At 52.1% G+C, this 17,306-nt stretch carries 16 protein-coding genes; 2 read left to right on the top strand and 14 right to left on the bottom strand.

Annotated features, from left to right (window positions below; genetic code table 11):
- Positions 1-54: 54 nt before the first annotated feature.
- The 12 genes from G549_RS0100275 to G549_RS18315 all read right to left on the bottom strand — a co-directional run bounded on the left by G549_RS0100275 (position 55) and on the right by G549_RS18315 (position 11,366).
- On the bottom strand, positions 55-903 hold the full coding sequence (locus G549_RS0100275) for an amidohydrolase family protein (RefSeq protein WP_036220669.1): 849 nt from the start codon (positions 901-903) through the stop codon (positions 55-57).
- 37 nt (positions 904-940) lie between these two features.
- Complete coding sequence (locus tag G549_RS0100280; protein ID WP_051213031.1) at positions 941-1,291, bottom strand: UxaA family hydrolase; 351 nt, start codon at positions 1,289-1,291, stop codon at positions 941-943.
- Between the two features lie 3 nt (positions 1,292-1,294).
- Positions 1,295-2,047, bottom strand: a complete 753-nt coding sequence (locus tag G549_RS0100285) for an enolase C-terminal domain-like protein (RefSeq protein ID WP_246778321.1) — start codon at positions 2,045-2,047, stop codon at positions 1,295-1,297.
- A 362-nt stretch (positions 2,048-2,409) separates the two neighbouring features.
- Entirely contained in the window at positions 2,410-3,069 is a 660-nt protein-coding gene (locus G549_RS0100290) for an RraA family protein (RefSeq protein ID WP_027833347.1), read from the bottom strand.
- A 5-nt stretch (positions 3,070-3,074) separates the two neighbouring features.
- Positions 3,075-4,193 (bottom strand): mandelate racemase/muconate lactonizing enzyme family protein, encoded by a 1,119-nt coding sequence (locus tag G549_RS0100295; protein WP_027833348.1) that lies wholly within the window; start codon positions 4,191-4,193, stop codon positions 3,075-3,077.
- Positions 4,180-5,301: an ABC transporter ATP-binding protein gene (locus tag G549_RS0100300; protein WP_027833349.1), complete on the bottom strand. Its 1,122-nt coding sequence runs from the start codon at positions 5,299-5,301 to the stop codon at positions 4,180-4,182. Before G549_RS0100300 ends, G549_RS0100295 begins: the two co-directional genes overlap by 14 nt.
- A gap of 2 nt (positions 5,302-5,303) precedes the next feature.
- Entirely contained in the window at positions 5,304-6,149 is an 846-nt protein-coding gene (locus G549_RS0100305; RefSeq protein WP_027833350.1) for a carbohydrate ABC transporter permease, read from the bottom strand.
- Entirely contained in the window at positions 6,149-7,042 is an 894-nt protein-coding gene (locus G549_RS0100310) for a carbohydrate ABC transporter permease (RefSeq protein ID WP_027833351.1), read from the bottom strand. The genes G549_RS0100305 and G549_RS0100310 overlap by 1 nt, the downstream gene beginning before the upstream one ends.
- Positions 7,043-7,157: 115 nt before the next feature.
- Positions 7,158-8,471, bottom strand: a complete 1,314-nt coding sequence (locus G549_RS0100315) for an extracellular solute-binding protein (protein WP_051213033.1) — start codon at positions 8,469-8,471, stop codon at positions 7,158-7,160.
- 27 nt (positions 8,472-8,498) lie between these two features.
- The gene (locus G549_RS0100320) at positions 8,499-9,674 is read right to left on the bottom strand and encodes a CaiB/BaiF CoA transferase family protein (RefSeq protein ID WP_027833353.1); all 1,176 of its coding nucleotides are present in this window, start codon (positions 9,672-9,674) and stop codon (positions 8,499-8,501) included.
- Entirely contained in the window at positions 9,671-10,807 is a 1,137-nt protein-coding gene (locus tag G549_RS0100325; protein WP_027833354.1) for a type 2 periplasmic-binding domain-containing protein, read from the bottom strand. The genes G549_RS0100320 and G549_RS0100325 overlap by 4 nt, the downstream gene beginning before the upstream one ends.
- A complete protein-coding gene (locus G549_RS18315) occupies positions 10,800-11,366 on the bottom strand; it encodes a MaoC family dehydratase (protein ID WP_051213036.1) in 567 nt (188 codons plus the stop codon). The genes G549_RS0100325 and G549_RS18315 overlap by 8 nt, the downstream gene beginning before the upstream one ends.
- A gap of 89 nt (positions 11,367-11,455) precedes the next feature.
- On the opposite strand from G549_RS18315, the gene G549_RS0100335 reads away from it, so the two are divergent.
- Positions 11,456-11,905: a MaoC family dehydratase gene (locus tag G549_RS0100335; RefSeq protein WP_027833355.1), complete on the top strand. Its 450-nt coding sequence runs from the start codon at positions 11,456-11,458 to the stop codon at positions 11,903-11,905.
- Positions 11,906-12,218: 313 nt separating this feature from the next.
- Here the strand turns inward: G549_RS0100335 and G549_RS21045 are convergent, their stop codons facing one another.
- Positions 12,219-13,199 (bottom strand): sensor domain-containing diguanylate cyclase, encoded by a 981-nt coding sequence (locus G549_RS21045; RefSeq protein WP_027833356.1) that lies wholly within the window; start codon positions 13,197-13,199, stop codon positions 12,219-12,221.
- 278 nt (positions 13,200-13,477) lie between these two features.
- Entirely contained in the window at positions 13,478-14,551 is a 1,074-nt protein-coding gene (locus tag G549_RS0100345) for a response regulator (protein ID WP_051213039.1), read from the bottom strand.
- Between the two features lie 204 nt (positions 14,552-14,755).
- On the opposite strand from G549_RS0100345, the gene G549_RS0100350 reads away from it, so the two are divergent.
- Entirely contained in the window at positions 14,756-17,287 is a 2,532-nt protein-coding gene (locus G549_RS0100350; protein WP_027833358.1) for a vWA domain-containing protein, read from the top strand.
- Positions 17,288-17,306: the final 19 nt, after the last annotated feature.

Raw genomic sequence — 17,306 nt, forward strand, 5'->3', positions numbered from 1 at the left:
CTGAACAGGTGCTTTTACACCTAAATCACCCCTTTCGGTGCGGCATATTTTTGCTCAAAGTCGGTAAATGCGTTTCGCATTATCCTGAAACAGCTTTTGCTGATTGGCTGCATCTTCGCTCTCAAAAATCTCCCGTGTGATTTTTAGCCAGCTTGGCAAACCATCGCCCATATTGACCACCGGCCAGTCGCTGCCCCAAACACAGCGGTCCCAGCCAAAAAGACTGATGCTCTCTTCGATATATGGCAAAACAGCGCTTTTCACATTCTGGTCCGGGCCACAATAGGCGGTAACACCGGAGATCTTGACGGCGACATGCTCCAGCTGCGCCAAACGTGCCATTTTCTCATACCAGTTCTTTCGGTCACCCGATGCAACATCCGGCACACCACAATGGTTGAGGATCAATTGGGTATTGTCGCACGCCTGCGCCAGATCAAACGCAACATCGAGCTGACTTTCGAGAAAGCACAAATCAAATGTCTTTCCTTTATCACCAATTTTGCGCACATTCTGACGGAACACTTCACCTTGAGAAACCGCATTATCCACCACGTGCAGCACTCGGCGATAGCCGACAAGATGCGGATTTTCAGAGGATTCTTCCAGCCATTCGTCAAATGTATCTTCATCTTCGGGAAAGGCCGCAGCGATCAACCCAAGAATGTTATTGTCTGGATCTTCGCACAATGATGATACAAATTTGGTTTCATCCTTGTAGTGCGGCTTGTCGACCGCGGTCTCCATAAAGATGCTGCCCGCAATTTGCCCCTTGTCGATCGCAGATTGATAGGCGGTGAGCGGAAAGTCTGCTTCTGCGAGTTGTGGCACCCCACCGGCCCATTCATAGGTGAAGCGGTCCTTATACATCAGGTGCTGATGCGTATCGATCAACGGTATCATATGCTTTCCCTTTCACAATCTCGAACAGTCCCGCCGTTTAGGGCAATGAACTATCCTTTTTATAGTCATGACTGGTGGTCACAGTGTTGGCCATGTAGGTGCTGCGCAGATTGTGGACATGCACCAATTGACCCTTGGCGATATCCATGCTCGCCACGCCGATCTTGGCGGCATATTTTAATATAGGCGTGCCGTTCGCAATATCATGGCGGGCAATCTTAAAGCCCATGCCCGCGTGCTGGTCCAGCACCACTGCTTCACCCTCGATAATCAATTTTTCGCCCGCACGAATGGGCCGCGCCACGCCCAATACATTATCCTTAGGGTCCAATAGAATTAGGCGGCTGTCTGTTTGCATTGGTGAAGCTGTTTTGTCTTTTTTATTCATAAGTTACACCTTTGCAATCGTGCAATTGTCGATGAACGACCAATCAAGTTCGAGGCCCAGACCCGGTTTTTCCGGAAGCTTGGCCATGCCCTGATTGATTTCAATGGGCGTCGCCAATCCAAAGTCAAATTTCGTGGTTGGTGTCAGCAGTTCAAAATAGCTGTTGTTGGAAATTGCTGCGCAAAGATGCAGGTTCACCAATTCCAACGGGTGAAATATCGTTGAATGCAACTCACAATTTGCACCGAAACTTTCGGCCAGATGCGCGGATTTTAATACGCCCGTCACGCCGCCCGACCAGGACACATCAGCACGTATGGAATCGACCACATTGGTCGACAGATATTCAGCCAAACTGTAGGGGTGTTTTGCCAGCACCTCAGTACCAACAATTGGTATATCCAAGGCAGCGGTCAACTTGCGCAGAGCCGCCGCATTTTCATCAGCTAGGGGCTCCTCTAGCCAAAGATAGCCGAGCTTTTCCAGTTCACGGCCCAACCGCAACGCTTCATCGAAGCTGTAGGGTGCGACCGGATCAGACATAAGCGTAAAATCTGGCCCCACTTCTTTGCGAACCGCACGATGAATTTCAATATCTTCACTGATATCCCTGCCCGGCGGATGTATTTTGTAGGCCTTAAAACCTTGCTGCTTTACGGCGCGCGCCTCGTCACAATATGCCTCGATTGAGGGCAAAACCAACGAGCTGCAATAGGTCGGCACTTCGTCAGTGTGCGCCCCAATATACTTATACAAAGGTTGTCCTGCCGCTTCGGCGCCGATCAACCAAAGACATATATCAATTGGTCCGTAGCTATAGATTGGCAAATGGTTCCACCATCTGTCTGCAACTCTAAATTGTTGCCAGATCTTTTCGCGATCAAGTGGATTTTGCCCCAGTAATAATGGTTCAAACGCGGCTTTTGCAAGATGGCCTGATCCTATCGCAGAGGCGCCAGCAAAGCCAAAAGAGGCAACGTCAATGCCAACATCTGTTTGCAAAGACAGGACAAGAAATTCGATGGGCCGCGACACGGCATGACCGTTGAGGGCCCCGGCCGCTAGGAGCGAACTATCCAGTCGACAACAATTTATGTCTAAACCGGTTATCCGCATCTCTAAAATTTCCCATATTTCAAATAGGCTTCCTGCGGATCAGTTCCGGCCAAAATGGCGGTGCGTACTTTATTTTCGGTTCCCATCGCTTCAATGGATTGGGCGACAATGTCAGCCACATTGGCTTTGGGCAGGCGCACCAGCCCATCCAAATCGCCGAGCAAAAAATCGCCCGGCTGGATCAGCACTTCGCCGATGATGATGTCCACATCAAAGCCCGTTGGCAGCCAGCGCCCCACAACATCGCGAGGTGTGTGGAAACGTCGCCAGGCCTGAAAACCTTGTTTTTTGAGAAAATGAGTGTCGCGGATGCCCCCATCGACAACGCAGCCAAGCACGCCCCTATCCATCAATGTTTCAGAGGACAATTCTCCCATATGGGCGATCGTGTGGTCATGGGGCTGTGATACCCAAATATGGCCCGACTTGGCTCTGGACAGCAATCCTGTCCATTCAAGCAGCGTCTGATGACCATCGGCAGTTTCGTCGACGCGCCCCTCAATCGTGAACACTGGCCCGCAAAGCACCTGATCAGGCAATAACGGGGTGATTTCGTGCGGCAAGGTGAAGTTGCGCAACCCCATTTTGCGCATAATGTCGTGCACGACGCCAGTGTAGCAGCTGCGTAGAGATTCAAGCAGTTGGTCCTGAGAATTAGCCATATGCCCTACCCCGCTTTATCCAGCTCGCTGCGGCTACCTTCGACCGCCATTTTGTCAATGGCGCCAAAATCCCAGTCTATGCCCAGTCCGGGTGTTTGCGCAGGCATGCCGAAGCCATCTTTCATTGCCATGCCTGATGTGGTGATCCGATCAAGCTGGGGGATATACTCCAGCCAGCGGGAGTTGGGCACGGCACAGCACAAGGAAACATGCAGCTCCATCAAAAAGTGTGGGCAAACCCAAACGTTAAATGCTTCAGCCATATGCGCGACTTTGAGCCAGGGGGTAATGCCCCCAATCCGTGCCACATCCACCTGCACAATGGAGGCGGCATCGCGGCGCAAATATTCATTGAATTGCGAAGCGGAATACATGCTTTCGCCTACGGCAATCGGCACATTGGTGGACCGTGCCAGCACCTCATGACTGCCAACGTCATCCGCATGCAACGGTTCCTCAAACCAGGCGATATTGTATTTTTCCAATAAGCTGGTACGACGCCGCGCCTCGGATAGTGAAAAGGCTTGGTTGGCGTCCGTCATGATTTCAAATTCATCACCCACCGCTTCGCGCACCGCTTGCAGACGCGCCTCATCATGGGCCGCCAGTTCGTGGCCGATTTTGATTTTGGCACCTTTGAAGCCTTCGGCTTTGCGCGCCAATGCATCAGCCACCAACTCTTCGGGGCTTAAATGCAACCAGCCCCCTTCCGTAGAGTAAAGAGGCATACGATCTTTGGCCCCACCTGCCATTTTATAGAGTGGCAGGCTGGCCTTTTTGCATTTTAAGTCCCACAGCGCGGTGTCAATGGCGGCGAGCGCCAGTGAGGTTATGGCCCCCACGCTCGTGGCGTGGGTCGCGAAAAGCAAATCGCGCCAGATTTTTTCAATTTCCGTCGGGTCGCGCCCCAATAGTCGTGGTGCCAGCGTTTTTTCCAACAACGACATGATTGCCGGTCCGCCTGTGCCGATCGTATAGCTGTAGCCGATGCCAGTCGCACCATCACTATCGGTGATAAACACCATGGGTGTTTCCTGGCTTTCAAAGCTTTGAATGGCATCCGTGCGCTTCACCTTCGGCGCAAGATCAACCATCAGCAGTTTGACATGTTCAATTTGAGCCATCGGAATGTCCAAGCACATTTTGGCCGGTCTCGGCATCAAACAGGTGAGTACGATCCAGCGAGAGGTTGAAGGTCAGTCGTTCCTCGCCCTCGATCGGACGCGGGTTCAGCATTTTGCCCTGTACTTCATTGTTGCCAATGGTTGAGAACAGGATGGACTCCGTGCCCAACGGTTCGGAAATGCTTACGCTGAGATCAAAACTGACAATTTCGCCCACATCTGACATGCCGTGTCCCTCGGGGGTCAGATCATCGGGCCGCACGCCAACAATGACCTGTTGTCCGACCTGGACATGGTTCCTTGCCCGGTTCGGCACCGGAATAGTCAAATTACCTTCAAGATCTATATGCGGCACGCCCTCTTTCTCGATCACCTTGCCAGACAGCTGGTTCATAGGAGGGCTGCCGATGAATGAGGCCACGAAAGTGTTGTTGGGGTGATCGAACACCTTAAGCGGGCTGCCCACCTGCTCGATATGGCCATCGCGCATGATCACGATCCGATCGGCAAGCGTCATGGCTTCAACCTGATCGTGGGTCACATAAACAATCGTGTTGTTGACCCGCTTGTGTAGCTTTTTGATCTCCGTGCGCATTTGTACGCGCAGTTTGGCATCCAGATTGGACAAGGGTTCGTCAAACAAGAAGACATCCGGGTTGCGCACAATAGCACGTCCCATGGCCACCCGTTGACGCTGGCCACCTGACAATTCGGCCGGCAGCCGATCCATCAACATGCCCAGGCCCAAGATTTCCGCTGCCTCTTCAACCCGCTTGTTAATTTCGCTTTCCGGATGTTTGGCAATTTTCAGTCCAAATCCCAGATTCTCGCGCACACTCATATGCGGATAGAGCGCATAATTTTGGAACACCATTGAGATGTTGCGGTCCCGCGGCGGCAATTTGTTCACCACCTTGTCGCCGATTTTGATGGTGCCATCGGAGATTTCTTCAAGCCCGGCAATCATTCGCAGGGTTGTGGATTTACCGCACCCGGATGGTCCGACCAGCACGACAAATTCAGAGTGCCTAATTTCAAGGTCAATGGCATGAACAACTTCAAGCTGCCCATAGCGTTTTACAACTTGCTGGAGTGAAACTTCAGTCATTTTTATCCCTTTACGCCGCCGAATGTGAGGCCGGCAATGAGGTGTTTTTGAACGATAAATGTCAGCACGAGAGCTGGAACAATGATGATAAAGGCCATGGCGCACATGCCGGCCCAATCGGTGGTGAACTGCGCGATGAAATCGGTCAGCCCCACCGGCAGTGTTTTGCTGTTTGTGGACCGGGTCAGGTTGCTGGCCAGAGCATATTCGTTCCAACTGGTGAGGAAGGCGAAAATACCTGCGGAGGCAATGCCGGATTTGGCCAGCGGAAACTCAATTCTCCAAAAAGCCTGCCACCTTGTGCAACCATCCACCTCAGCCGCTTCGGCCAGTTCTTTCGGGATTTGACGGAAAAAGCCGTCAATCAACCAGATGGTGAAAGGCACATTCAGCGCCACATAGACAAGGATCAAACCAAACTGTGTGTCGATCCAGCCCAGACGTGCCCATAGAATGAATAGAGGCAAGCTCAAGGCGATGCCGGGCACGGTGCGCGACAACATCAACCCCAGAAACAGAGTGTTTTTGAACCGAAAGCGATAACGGGCAAAGGCATAGCCGCCAGAAATCCCCACCACAATGGCAACCAAGGTGCTGGTGGTGGCAATGATGATTGAGTTACGGAAATAGGCCACGACCGGGATCGCGATCTGCGTTTCACCAATGCCAAAGATTGCGCGGAAATTATCTAGGGTCAGCCGCTGTGGAATCCAGATCGCTGGTTTCGCCAAAATTTCCTGCAAGGGCCGGAAACCGGATAGAATAACCCAAATTCCAGGCATGGTGATGATCAACATCACAATAAATGTGCCGATCCAGTTCAATGTTGTTTTGGTTTGCGAGCTCATTATTGTGCGCCTCCCATATAGCGCCGGGCTGCGACGAGTTTGGTGTAGAAGAAATAAGTGAACGCAATCGAGAGCAGGATGGAAACATAGGCCATGGCGTTTGCTTTACCCATGCTCGCGCTGTCATAGCCAGTGCGGGCAATCAAGGTCCAAAGCAACTCGGTGCGGCCTGCAGGCCCGCCCCCGGTCATGGTGTCGACCACATCATAGGCGCGCGCCACATCCAGCGACCGAATGGTCATGGCGATATAGGCAAACGGCATCAGATAGGGCAACGTGATGTGTCGGAAAGTTTGCCAAGCATTGCAGCCATCCACTTGCGCCGCCTCCAGCGGGTCTTTGGGCATGGCAAATAGCCCGGCCAGCAGCAAAATGGCGAAGATGCTTGTGCTCATCCATATCTCGGCAAAGGCAATCGCACCCATGGCCAATGTGCCATCAACCAACCAAGGGATGGCTTGATCCGTAATGCCTAACGATTGCAAGGCATTGTTCATGAGCCCGATATTGTCGTTGAAGATAAATTTGAACTGGAACCCTACCAAGATCGGCGAAAACATCATGGGAAACATCATGATGGTGCGCAGCGTACGCTGACCCCAAGTGATCCTGTTGATCAGCAAGGCAATGCCCAGGCCAAACAGAAACTCAAGATTTATAACGATGGCAAGGAACAGGACGGTACGGCCAAAGGCCACCCAGAAATCCCAGTCTGTAAAAATGCGCTCATAGTTGCGAAGCCCCACAAACTTCCACAAAGTGTCCGGCCTTGTCAGTTTGTAAGGGGTAAAACTGGTGTAAAGAGAAAAGAGTAGCGGGAACAGTACCACAATCAAAATCATGATAATGGCTGGCAACAACAACACATAAGGTGTTGCCTGTTCCGAGAACATCTTTCTCTTGATATTTGTCAAAACTGACATTTCATCTCCAACAATTCTGCCCAATTTTAGCAAGCAGCGGGACAATAGTCCCGCTGCTTTGTTTGTGTTGGGGTAAGGCTAAGCCTTAGCCTTCGTCCTCAATCAGCTGGTTAGCTGCTGCTGCAGCGTCATCCAACGCTTGCTGGGCGTTTTTTTCGCCAACAATGGCAGCTTGCAGTTCAGGGAACAGCTCATTGGAGATAGGAATCCAGAGATGTGTTGATGGCACAGCAAATGCATCCTCTGCCATAGAGGCACCGAATGTTTCAAAAACATGTACCAGCCAATCATCACCGGCTTGCTTGGATTCTTCAATGATAGCTTCGATGGCATCGGGGCGTGTGGGCAATAGGCCCGTACGCGCTTCTATCATTTGGCTGTCAAAGTTGGTCAAGAATGACACAAACGAAGCGGCAGCCTGCTTGTTGTCACACGCTTCAGTGATGGAGAAGGAGTGAGAGCCTGACCAACCAGTGCGTTTGCCGCTGGAGCCTTTTGGCGCCCTGATCAGACCAACATCACCCTGGATTTTGCTGTCATCGCTGTTGAAATAGCTTGCCCAGCCGCCCCAATCGAGGTTGAGGGCCACGTTGCCAGACGCAAAGCCAAGGCCCGTATCGTCCCAAAGATAGTTGGGCACACCGGCAGGCACTGCTTTTGCTTCGTACAGATCAACAAACCATTGCAGCGCGCGCACGCCTTCTGGTGAGTTAAAGGCCGCTTTGCCGTCCGCGTCAAAGAATGTGCCGCCTTCAGCGATCAGCATTTCATAGAACCGGCCAGAAATGCCTTCGTCCTTACCCACATATTGGGTGCCATAAAAGTTTGGCGGATCCGCGAAGAAAATGGCCTGGTCCTTGACCTGAGCCCATGTTTCGGGCGGCATTAGATCATAGCCATATTCAGCCTTAAAGTCGGCCTTATTCTTCTCATCCTCGTACAAAGACTTGATGTAATAAAGGTTGGACACGTCTGAGTGGCGGGCCAGTTGCACCAACCGACCATCAACAGTGCTTGCATTAATCACATTTTCTGAGATGGCGTTGATCGCTTCATCATCCATAATGACATTCAAGTCGACATAGAGGCTGCCATATTGAGGCGCGAAGCTGGTGTGGTTTGACCCCACACACCAATTGATTGAGCCCGACGCAATGTCTTGTTTAATCTCACGGTCCAGCTCAAAATGGTTTTTACGGGACAGGATTTCGACCTTAGCACCGGTCATTTCCTCCCATTCGGGGATGCGGGTATAAAGTGGCTCATATTGAGCACCCCCGATCAGTTTGACGCGCAGCGTATAGCCATCAAACTCACCGGCATGGGCCATGCCCCCTGCCATGGACAGTGCAGTTGCACCTGCCATAAGCGTTGTTGTTATTTTTCCTAACAGTTTCATCAATTCCTCCCTTGCGTGAAAAGCTGTTTAAGCCGTTAAAGAGAACTCCTGCTCGATTTGAGCATTTTGTTCTCCAATGGTCGGTGCGGGCTTGGTGCTCTTGAGCACCTCGCCGTCAACACGAATGGGCGAACGCATCGCTTTGATGGTTTTGCCTTCGCCAAGATCCAAAGTCTGGATCAAATCTAATTCTTGAAAGCTGCTTGATTGGAACATTTCTGGCCAATTCAACACCTCGGATGCCCAGATATCCGCATCCACGAATAACTTCATCCAATGTGCCGTATCTCTGGTTTTGAGATGGTCAGCTAGAAGTTGCTTAATCTCGTCTCGTTGCTCAAACCATTTGTCCTTGTCGTGCATCGCGGCAAGATCGGGCGCCCCGATCAGTGCGCCAAGCTGGTCGACGGGGGTCATGGCAATGGCCACATAGCTATCTTGGGTGGCATAAACCCCATAGGGTGCCGCGAGATAAGCATGGGCGTTGTTCACTGCGCTGCGTTTAGGCAGACTTTTGTCAGCATCATTCAGATGAGTGGTGAGCACTTCAAACTGGAAATCAATTAGCGCTTCGAGCAGGCTGGTTTGAATATGGGCACCACGGCCCGATAATCCGCGCCGGACAAGGGCCGCCAAGATGCCTTGCACGGCCATATTGCCGGCCAGTTGATCAGCCACAGCCAACCCCATGGCCGTGGGAGCCTGATCGGCATCGCCAGATAGCCACATTAATCCGGATTTGGCCTGAGCCAACAAATCCTGGCCGGGCAAATCCTTCCAATCTCCTGTTTCACCATAGCCGGAAATAGAAGCGTATACGAGCCCGGGATTGATAGCCTTGAGGCTTTCATAATCCAGACCAAGCTTTTTCATCACATGGGGGCGGAAATTCTGGATCACCACATCCGCCTTGGCACAAAGCTGCTTAACCTTGTTCAAATCTGCTGAATCTTTCAAATTCGCAGCATAGCTTTCCTTGTTGCGGTTAATAGCGTGAAACAGTGTGTTGGTGCCCGCAACGTCAATTTCAGATAGATAGAGATAGCGGCAAAGATCCCCCACTTCGGGGCGCTCAATCTTTATGACGCGCGCGCCAAAATCAGCCAACTTCAAGCCCGCCAGCGGCCCGGCCAGAAACTGGGAAAAATCCACCACCAAGAGGCCTTCCAGCATATCTGAATTTATGTGTGCCACGCCGTTCATTGAGGCAAGCTCCGCTTATAGTGTTCATTGATTTTCCGAATGGCTTCGCCAACGCTGATTTCTTCCATCAGCGCATTGCGCACAAACTCGCCGGCGCGGTCCTGAAACCACATATACCCCTTGTGACGCGGTCGTAGGTATGACCGCTCCAGCGTTTCCAGCGTGTTGTTAAAAAAGTCTGCCGATTGGCTGTTGCACCGGGCGTCAGTCCACGCAACCCGGTTACCAGGCTGTCCACCTGCATCAAAAAACAAACCTTTTTGGCAGTCTGCCGATGCAATCCAAAATGCATATTCGAGTGCAATTTGTTGGTGTCGTGAACGGGAGGAGACCGCAATGCCCGTTCCGCCAATCGGCGACCCTTTCGGGCCATTTGAACCAAAGGCCGGAATATTTGCGGCCGTAACCAGATGCGGTCGAAAACCTGTGCGGGCATAATTGGTGTAGCCATAGAGATATGGGCAATAGCTTTGCGCCGAACGGCAAGACAGCCATTCATAGGCGGCAATCGGATCCATATCAAAGCTTTCACGCGGCAAATGCCGCGCAACGCGCATCATTTGCGCGATGGCCCATTCGCCCACATCAACATCCATTCCCTGTTCGTCCTGACCAAAATCTTCATCAATATTGGCCAACACATTGAATAGGCTCATCAAAGCGTTGATGGGAATTAGCGGCCAGATCACTTTGCCGGCCTCTGCGAGTTCAACCACCTCATCCCAATGCTCCGGCACTATTGGCAGGAGATCGGGTCGCACAGCGGAAACAGGGGTGGCTGCATCTATTGCTAGCGCCCATTGATGGCCATTAAATGCATAGGAGGGATGCGAGAGCCCTGCTGACTGCGATTCGAGCGTGGTCAACTCGGGATCAAAACCCTGCCCGTCAAAATGGGTCAAAATCCCCGTGTCAGCGATATCGCCCACATGCGGGTGATCGATCACCATCAGATCATATTCCGCCATTTCTTCAATGGGCCGATCAGCGAAAGCTTGTAGTGATCGCTTTTCCCAAACGATGCGGACGTTTCGGTCGTGACGGTCACAAAACACTTCCGAGGTCACCACCATCGGGTCGAAGCCGCGTATGTGGTCCCAAGTCATGCCGCGCAGGGTGATCAATTCACTCACTATCACCCTCCCCAGCCTTGCGACCCACCTGACTTTGCTCAGCGCTTGCCTGCTTATACTTGACGGTCATCAGATGCTCGCAATAGAGCACCTGTTCACCCTCACCCTTGAAAACGGAGTAGCTCACCCGCACAAGGCCCATATCGTCATATTTGGGTTCTTTGGAAAGATTTTCGCGGATTGTGTAAATCGTATCACCAATGAATACCGGCTTGATAAAGCGCAGTCGGTCATATCCATAGGAAAAGGAATTGAGGCAATTGGTGGCCGCTAGTCCAAGACCATAAGCAAAGACTTGGGCGCCCGCCACAAGACGTCGGCCGAAAACCCCTTCTTTCTCAGCAAAGTGCGCGTCAGCCACATAGGGGTGCAAATCCATCACCATTGTGTTGAATTGCATCGCCTCCCCTTCTGAAATGGTACGGCGCAGGCTGCGTAAGCGATCTCCAATTTCAAAATCTTCGTAATACCAATTTTCGGCATTCCAGACCGGCACCTCGCCGTGCGCCTCAGGCATATCTTTTGGCGGTCGCACATGAGTGCCAATTTGAATCGTCATCGAACCCTCTCCTCCAACTTGAAAGCACTTTAATCTTGATTTTTTCATATGTCAAATATAGTTTTATATACAAAACATGGAGAAAAGATATGAACCAAGAGCCTAGATTCTTTGAAGAATTCAGCCTGGGGGAGAGAAGAACCACTTTGGCGCGCACGATCACTGAAACAGATTTTGTTGTGCATGCAGGGCATAGTGGGGATTATTTTCCCCACCACATGGATGAAGAATTTTGCAAAACCCAACCGTTCAAACAGCGGATTGCCCACGGGACCATGACTTTTACAATCGGGATTGGTTTAACAGCCACCACCATCAATCCCCACGCAATGACATACGGCTATGAACGCTTGCGTTTCCCCAAGCCTGTCTTTATCGGCGACACCATTCATACGGAGATTGAAATCAGCAAAGCTATTGACGATCCGAAACGAGCGGCATTTGGCCAGATCACGGAAGCCTGCTCCGTGCTCAATCAACGCGGCGAAACGGTGCTGTTTTGCGAGCATATTCTTCTGGTCAAGAAGCGAGATGCGTAGGTAATGCCGGCCAAGTTGCGCTTGTAGACTTCACTGAGCAACTGCAACAGTTCCGCCGAAGCTGGGACTTATGCCGCATCAAACTTCCACGCTCTTAGTCTGCTTTTGGCATCTCGACAAACACACGACGAGTTATGGTCCAAAGGGAAGTGTGACACCTTAGTACTACTTACAGTCACACCTCCCAATAGCCGACATCAAGTACCCGTCATTGTCCCTGATGCCCTCGGCCCGAAGTCGGCAGTCGAGCCTGGACGCGAAGGTGGACCAAACATATTGTCTGCGAGTTATGGCGATTTCGCCGAGTGGGGACTTATTCAGTCAATTGTGGCGAATGGGACGCAGCCAGGCAAACCTGATTGCGGCCATTTTCCTTTGCCTGATAAAGCGCAGCGTCGGCTCGACTTAATAATTTATCGATGGTCTTGTCAGTTTTCTGATAGCTAGCTACTCCAAAACTTGCCGTTATGCTGACCAAATGACCATCATCATTTGGAATGCGCAGTCGCATGAGTGATCGCCTGAATTCATCAGCAACCGCCACCTCCTCGCTGGCTTGAGGGCCGGGCAATAAAAACAAAAACTCCTCACCACCGATACGCGCAAACATCGCTGATTTGCAGTTTTTGATCGTCGGCACAAATTCATGCGCCATCCGGGTGATTTCCTGAAGCACTTTATCGCCAAGCGCGTGCCCATATGTATCATTGACCGACTTAAAATGATCAACATCCAGCATGGCGATGGTAATTGGTGGCACTACATCCTGCTGCAGATAGCTTTCTGCTTCATAAAAAACATGACGGCGATTGTAGGCACCTGTGAGTTCATCCGTTATGGAGAGCTTGCGCAAGGATTGCTCAGCCCGCTTTTGTGCGGTGATGTCTTGAAACAAAATCTGGATCACCGGCGTCCCGTCCCAAGGCAGCCGACTGGTCGTGATTTTGATCAATCTATCTGATCGGTCTTTGCAGGAGATTACACTTTCAATTTCGACGGCTTTCTGGCCCGCTGCGAATGCACTTTGCAGCAGTTCATTGACCTCCAAAAACTCATTTTCCCGAATGAAATCTAGAAAATGGCGCCCAAACAATTCAGACTTTTTTGCATGCAGCAATTGGCAGGCTTGGTCATTCGCATAAAGAATACCCTGCTGAGTGTGAAACAGAAGCCCAATGGGCATAGCGTCAAGCATGGCGCCCAATCGCTGCTCGGTATCGAACAGCGATTCCTGCGTTTTGACGATGGTGTTAACCGCGTCAATATCATCTGCAAACAGGTCGAAATCTTCCACTTTTTTTTCGCATATCTGTATGTTGAAGTAGAGTTAAGCCTAGTTGATTGAGGTTAAGAAATGTCACCTTCCCGCGGAAATATTTTGCCACCTGAAACATTCAACTCGATGGCGCAATGGATGTATCAAGATAGCTTGGGCACATAACTTTTCCTCGTTGCAGAGGATAATTGCTCAAATCAATCTTTCTTGTTGCGAGCAAATTGTGCCTTCAGCACGATCATTCAAAGACTCCGTTCACTTCCCGGCGCCATGGCAACAGTGTCTAAAAAGCACTGCTAATCGCTAGATCCTTCTTGCGGTTTTTCTAATCCTTTCGGCAAAGAAAGAGCCCCGACACCAACAAGAATTTTGGCGACAAGGTCTGCCTGCCTATTTGTGTCGGTCTTCACAAAGAGATTGCGCATATGAAATGCGACGGTGGTGTTGGAAATGCCGAGCCGCTCCGCAATGGTTTCGCGCCGATGTCCCTGCGTCAATTCTAGTGCGATCTCTGCCTCAGTTGGCGTTAAGCTGAAGAGAGAGGCGATTAGATCACGGGACAGGTGCGGACGGTGCGCCAGATCAGATAGAAAAGCCACGGCAACCGGCACCCCTTTTCCCGTTGGCATGGCGCCGGGAAGCGAACAGATTAGAACAAGCATGTCATGCACATCGGCAACGCCACCAACAGCCACGCCTGACACGAACTCTGCGCCATTCTGGCTGGCTTCGGTCGCCTCTGCAATTGCTGAATACATCTGTTTGGCTGTAGCGCGTTCGCGTAGTTGGATCTGTCCATCCACACTTAGCCCATCGGCCTCAATGGAAAAAACTTGGGCCGCCTCGTTCGCAAAAACCACCTGGTGATCGCCATCAAGAAAAACGATCCCCAGCGCCAGAAAATTGAGCGCGTGGGCAGCGGCGCTGTTCCAAACGGCATCACCGGCGGAAAGAGTTTTGAGGGCCTGCCACGTGCTGGCGACGTCCGCATCGAATTTGGATCGTATGCGTGCAACCTGCCCAAGGCGGGCATCAATGGAGGCCAGCATCAAATCATAATCGACGGGTTTGACCAGATAATCGTCTACACCAGCCAATTTGGCTCCAATTACATCTTCGCGCTCGCCCAATGCTGTCAAAAAGATAAACGGCACATCCGCCAAATCCGGCCGCTGAGTCCGCAAAATTTTCAAAAGCTCGCGTCCGCCAAGGCGCGGCATGGTGATGTCGCACATAATAAGATCGGGAACGAGCGTTTCCATTTCGCGCAGTGCTTCCACCCCGTTGGCCGCCAAGACCGGTGAATAGCCAGCAGCAGTGAGCTCTTCGCCAATGTCACCAAGAAGGTCTGGCTCGTCCTCTATGCACATAATAACTGGTTTTGGCTGATGCGGGATGGACGCCTACCTTTCTGATGGAAGTGTTGATTCTATTTTGGACTCCATGAAATCGCCCAAGGACTCTTAATTCAAGTCTTGCACATCGCTGCCCAAAGCTCACCCCGTTCGTTTGGAGGGGGGATTGTTGTGCAGTTTCGTTTATGTGAAGGTATAAATTGCCGGGGAGAAGAGCTCATGAAACGCATCGTTTTTGCTATTGCTGCGGCCACTGGCCTGTTGTTTGGCAGTCCTGCTAATGCCGTTGATGACGTTATGGTCGTGTTCGACGGGTCCAACTCGATGTGGGGCCAGATTGAAGGCGTCGCCAAAATCGAAATTGCCCGTGACGCGATGGAAAATCTGATGGGCGATTGGATCGCCGACGCCAATATCGGTCTTATGGCTTATGGTCACCGTCGCGAGGGCGATTGTTCGGATATCGAAACTCTCATCGCACCGGGGCGTGTGGATAGAACTGAATTTCTTGAGCAGGTTCGGCAAATCACTCCGCGTGGCAAAACGCCATTAAGCGCTGCCATCGAACGAGCAGCTAACGAACTAGCATTTCGCGACAATCCGGCAACTGTGGTTGTTATTTCTGACGGGATCGAGAGCTGCGAGCGTGATCCTTGCGCCTTGGCAGACGATCTAAATAGGGCTGGAATTGGTTTCACGGCGCATGTGATTGGCTTTGGGCTTGGCAGCCAGGAAGAAGAAGATTCACTCGCCTGCATTGCGGAAAAAACCGGTGGCAGGTTTATTGCCGCGTCGGATGCAGGTGAGCTGCAAGCGGCCCTTGGCGAGGTCAGCGCGACCGTGGCCACCCCCACCGAACCGAAACCTGAGCCAGAGCCAGAATATGACGTTAGCATTACTGCACCAGAAACCGCTTTGGCGGGGTCAGACATTGAGGTGAGCTGGCGTAACGCAGTGGATGGCCGCGATATCATCACCATCGTGCCCGCCGGGGCGGATGAAAGCGAGATCGAAAATCACATCCGCGTCAAGGACGACAGTTCTTCTGGCCTACGGGTACCCGGTGAGCCCGGCCTTTATGAAGTTCGTTATGTGCTTGATGAAGAGCGCCGCACATTGGCATCGACTCCAGTTGAGATCACGGAACCCGAGGTGACTGTTACGGCTCCGGAAACGGCCTTGGCCGGGTCAACCATCGAAGTCAGCTGGAGCAAAGCTGTGGATGGCCGCGATATCATCACCATTGTGCCCGCCGGGGCCGATGAAGACGAGATCGAAAACCACATCCGCGTCAAGGACGACAGTTCTTCGGGTTTGCGGGTACCTGGCGAGCCTGGCCTTTATGAAGTTCGCTATGTGATCGATGAGGGACGCCGCACGTTGGCATCAACCCCGGTCGAAGTTACTGAGCCAGAAGTGAGCGTTACAGCGCCGGAAACCGCCCTCGCCGGGTCAACCATCGAAGTCAGTTGGAGCAAGGCAGTCGCAGGCCGCGATATCATCACCATTGTGCCCGCCGGAGCTGACGAAGACGAGATCGAAAATCACATCCGGGTCAAAGACGACAGTTCTTCTGGATTGCGGGTGCCTGGTGAACCCGGTCTCTATGAAGTTCGCTATGTGATCGATGAGGGACGCCGCACGTTGGCATCAACCCCAGTTGAGGTCACTGAACCCGAGGTGACTGTGGCGGCTCCGGAAACCGCCCTCGCCGGGTCAACCATCGAAGTCAGTTGGAGCAAAGCTGTGGCTGGCCGCGATATCATCACCATTGTGCCCGTCGGGGCCGATGAAGATGAGATCGAAAACCACATCCGGGTCAAGGACAACAGTTCGTCTGGTTTGCGGGTACCCGGTGAGCCCGGCCTTTATGAAGTACGCTATGTAATCGATGAAGGTCGTCGCACATTGGCTTCAACCCCAGTTGAGGTCACTGAACCCGAGGTGACTGTGGCGGCTCCGGAAACCGCCCTCGCCGGGTCAAGTATTGAGGTGAGCTGGAGTAAAGCAGTCGCAGGTCGCGACATTATCACCATTGTGCCCGCCGGGGCTGACGAAGACGAAATCGAAAACCACATTCGCGTCAAGGACGACAGTTCTTCTGGTTTGCGGGTGCCTGGTGAACCCGGTCTTTATGAAGTTCGCTATGTGATCGACGAAGGTCGCCGCACGTTAGCGTCTACGCCTGTTGAGGTTACTGAACCTTCGGTCCAATTGACTGCGACTGAAACAGTGCGCGCCAAGGGTGATATTGCCGTGACGTGGCAAGGCGACACCAACAGCCGGGATATCGTCACCATTGTGCCAATGGGCGCTGAGGACGACGCTGTCGAGCAACATAAGCGCGTCAGAGACGATACCGAGGCGACATTGCGGGCACCAGAGGAAACCGGAATGTATGAGGTTAGATACGTCCTCGATGAAGGACGCCGGACACTGGCACGGGCCATCGTGGAGGTGGTCGCCGAAGATGCTGCGCTCGATACCGGTGGTTCGCTTGATGTGCCCAAAACGGCAGCACCCGGCGAAACGGTGCAGGTTGGTTGGACTTCTTCATCAGAGAGTGATCGTCAACGTATCTCGCTTGCCAGACGAGATCAGGCAGATTTCACCTGGATCGAGGCCAAAAAGACCGACAACGAACCGCCGCTCATGTTCACGATGCCGGATGAACCCGGCACTTATGAGTTCCGCTTGCTCGACCTTGCCGGCCCGACGGTGTTAAGTCGGGCGATCATTGAGGTGCAATGATAGAACTATCTTCTGGCGT

The sequence above is a fragment of the Maritalea myrionectae DSM 19524 genome, assembly GCF_000423365.1.
Classification (GTDB): Bacteria; Pseudomonadota; Alphaproteobacteria; order Rhizobiales; family Devosiaceae; genus Maritalea; species Maritalea myrionectae.